The sequence below is a fragment of the Siccirubricoccus soli genome (assembly GCF_024178315.1).
Taxonomy (GTDB): domain Bacteria; phylum Pseudomonadota; class Alphaproteobacteria; order Acetobacterales; family Acetobacteraceae; genus Siccirubricoccus; species Siccirubricoccus soli.
The window spans coordinates 1-2,334 of sequence record NZ_JAMZIK010000179.1; the positions used below are offsets into that span (position 1 = coordinate 1).

Below are 2,334 nucleotides of genomic sequence, written 5' to 3' on the forward strand. Positions count from 1 at the left end.
TGGCGGCAAGCGCCCGGCTGGCATTCCCATTCAGATAGGTCAGGCGCCAGTCGTGATCGACGACGACGACGCTGTCCATGGTGCTTTCCAGCACGGAGGAGAGGCGGGTGGCGGCGGCCTCGGCCTCCTGCTTTGCCTGTTCGGCCGCCTCACGGGCCTGCCTGATGTCCGTCACATCATGGGCGATCGACAGGATGCGGGCGGGACGGCCATCGGCATCAGGAATGGGCGCGATACCGATTTCGAGCCATTGTACTGCACCGCTCCGCATGACGCGGCGAGCCTGATGCTGCGAAGGAATTCCCGCTTTCGCCAATGCCAGCGCTTGGCGTGCCGCATCGGCATAATCCACGGGCAGGTTCTCGGCCCAGTTCCCCCCCTGCTCGGCCTCCAGGAGGCGATAGCCTGCCCGGTTCATGAATTGCAGGCTGCCCTCCAGGTCAAGCACGCGGATGCAATTCGGGCTGCTCTCCAACACGCTGCGCGCGAAGGCTTCGCTTTCCCGCAACGCCGCTTCTGCGGCCCGCCGCTCGGAGATGTCGGTGACCGAGCCGACATAGCCGAGAAAGCTGCCATCCCCCCCAAAGCGCGGCCGGCCCTGATCGATCACCCAGGCGCAACCGCCATTCGCGCGGCGGATCCGGAACTCGGCACGGTAGGCTTCACGCCGCTCATTCGCGGCCAGAAACGCCTGCCCCGCCCGCTCGCGATCGTCGGGATGGACGGCCTCAAGCCACCCATAGCCAAGCGCCTCGGCTTCCGTCATGCCCGTCATCTCGTACCAGAGGCGGCTCAGGAAGGTGCCAGAGCCACTCGGTTCACTGACCCAGATGGCGACGGGGGCGTCGTCCGCGATGGCACGGAAGCGCAGCTCGCTCTCGCGCAGCGCCTCCTCCGCCAGCTTGCGATCATGGACGTCCTCCGTTCCGCCATACCAGCGGATCACCTGCCCGTCGGCAGCGCGGCGTGCGGCGCCGCGCGTGCGGCACCAGCGATAGCGCTGGATCCATGCACGCGCGACCCCGCTTCGTGCGGATGATGGCAGCATCATCCGCTGGTACGGCACACTCGACGACATCCACGACCGCAAGCTGGCCGAGACCGCGCTGCGCGAAAGCGAGGAGCGCCACCGCTACACCTTGGAGCTGAGCCCGCTGATCCCCTGGTCGGCGGATCCGCAAGGGCTGGTCACCGATGTCGGGACCCGCTGGTGCGAGCGCACCGGCATGACGGCCGAGGAGACCCTCGGCACCGGCTTCGCCGCCGCCGTGCATCCGGATGACGCACCAGAACTGCTGGATTGGTGGCAGTCCTCCGTTCAAACCGGCGAGCCCTTTACGGCGGAGTGCCGGTATCGGCAGGCGGATGGCAGCTATTGCTGGGTGCATGTGCGTGCGGCGGCCCGGCGGGACGATGAGGGACGGATCCTCCGCTGGTATGGCACGCTGGAGGATATCCAGGACCGAAAGCTGGCCGAACTCGCCCTGCGGGAGAGCGAGGAGCATTATCGCCACTTTGTTGAGCTGAACCCGCAATATCCCTGGTCCGCGAATGAGGAGGGGCAGGCCGACCAGCTCTCCTCCCGCTGGCTTTCTTTGCTGGGCATGACCCAGGAACAGGCCGCGGGCACCGGCTGGCTCGATGCGGTGCATCCGGAGGACCTTCCGGCCGTCCTCACGATCTATCATCAGGCCAAGGCGAGCGGCGAGCCCTTCGACTACGAAGCGCGCTTCCGCATGGCTGATGAGCGATAGCTGCCATCCCGCAGGCGGTAGCGGTACTCGGTGGAGAAGAGTTCGCCGGTCTCGGTGGCGTGAAGCCACTTCCGAGCGGTATCAGATACATCCTCAGGGTGGAGGGCGGCGGCCCAGGCCGTTCCAAGGGTCTGCTCAGGCGTCAAGCCGGTCTTCTCGTACCAACGCGGCACGACATCGACGATCCCGCCCTGCGGGTCTGCCGACCAGGCAATGAGCGGGCTCAGCTCCACGGTCGCGCGGTAGCGAGCCTCGCGCTCCCGCAAAGCCGCCTCGGTCCGCCTGATATCGGTGATGTCGAAGACCGAGACGCAGATGAAAGGCTGGTCGCCATGGGTATTGGCGAGGTTCACGAGTCGCTTGCGGGTAAGGAGGATATGAACCTTACCGTCGGATAGGGTGAGCCCCTCCTCGATCTCCCGGTCCTCCCCGGTCTTGAAAACCTCATCGTCCAGGGCGCAGTAGCCATCCGCCTGCTCCCTAGAGCCCAGATCGTAGTCGGTACGACCTAGCATCGCCTCACGCGGGCGGTGCATCAACGCGCACCAAGCATCGTTCATCAGCACCCAGCGATGCGCCC

3 protein-coding genes are annotated in these 2,334 nt (G+C 66.2%); 1 reads left to right on the plus strand and 2 read right to left on the minus strand.

Features of this window, described 5'->3' with window-relative positions:
• A partial coding sequence (locus NJ376_RS24115) for a PAS domain-containing protein (RefSeq protein ID WP_252955841.1) occupies window positions 1-1,078 on the minus strand: 1,078 nt, incomplete at its 3' end.
• 28 nt (window positions 1,079-1,106) lie between these two features.
• On the opposite strand from NJ376_RS24115, the gene NJ376_RS24120 reads away from it, so the two are divergent.
• A complete protein-coding gene (locus NJ376_RS24120) occupies window positions 1,107-1,754 on the plus strand; it encodes a PAS domain-containing protein (RefSeq protein WP_256476557.1) in 648 nt (215 codons plus the stop codon).
• Here NJ376_RS24120 and NJ376_RS24125 read toward each other — a convergent pair.
• Window positions 1,718-2,334 (minus strand): PAS domain-containing protein (locus NJ376_RS24125; protein ID WP_252955843.1); only part of this gene is annotated, 617 nt, incomplete at its 5' end. The genes NJ376_RS24120 and NJ376_RS24125 overlap by 37 nt on opposite strands.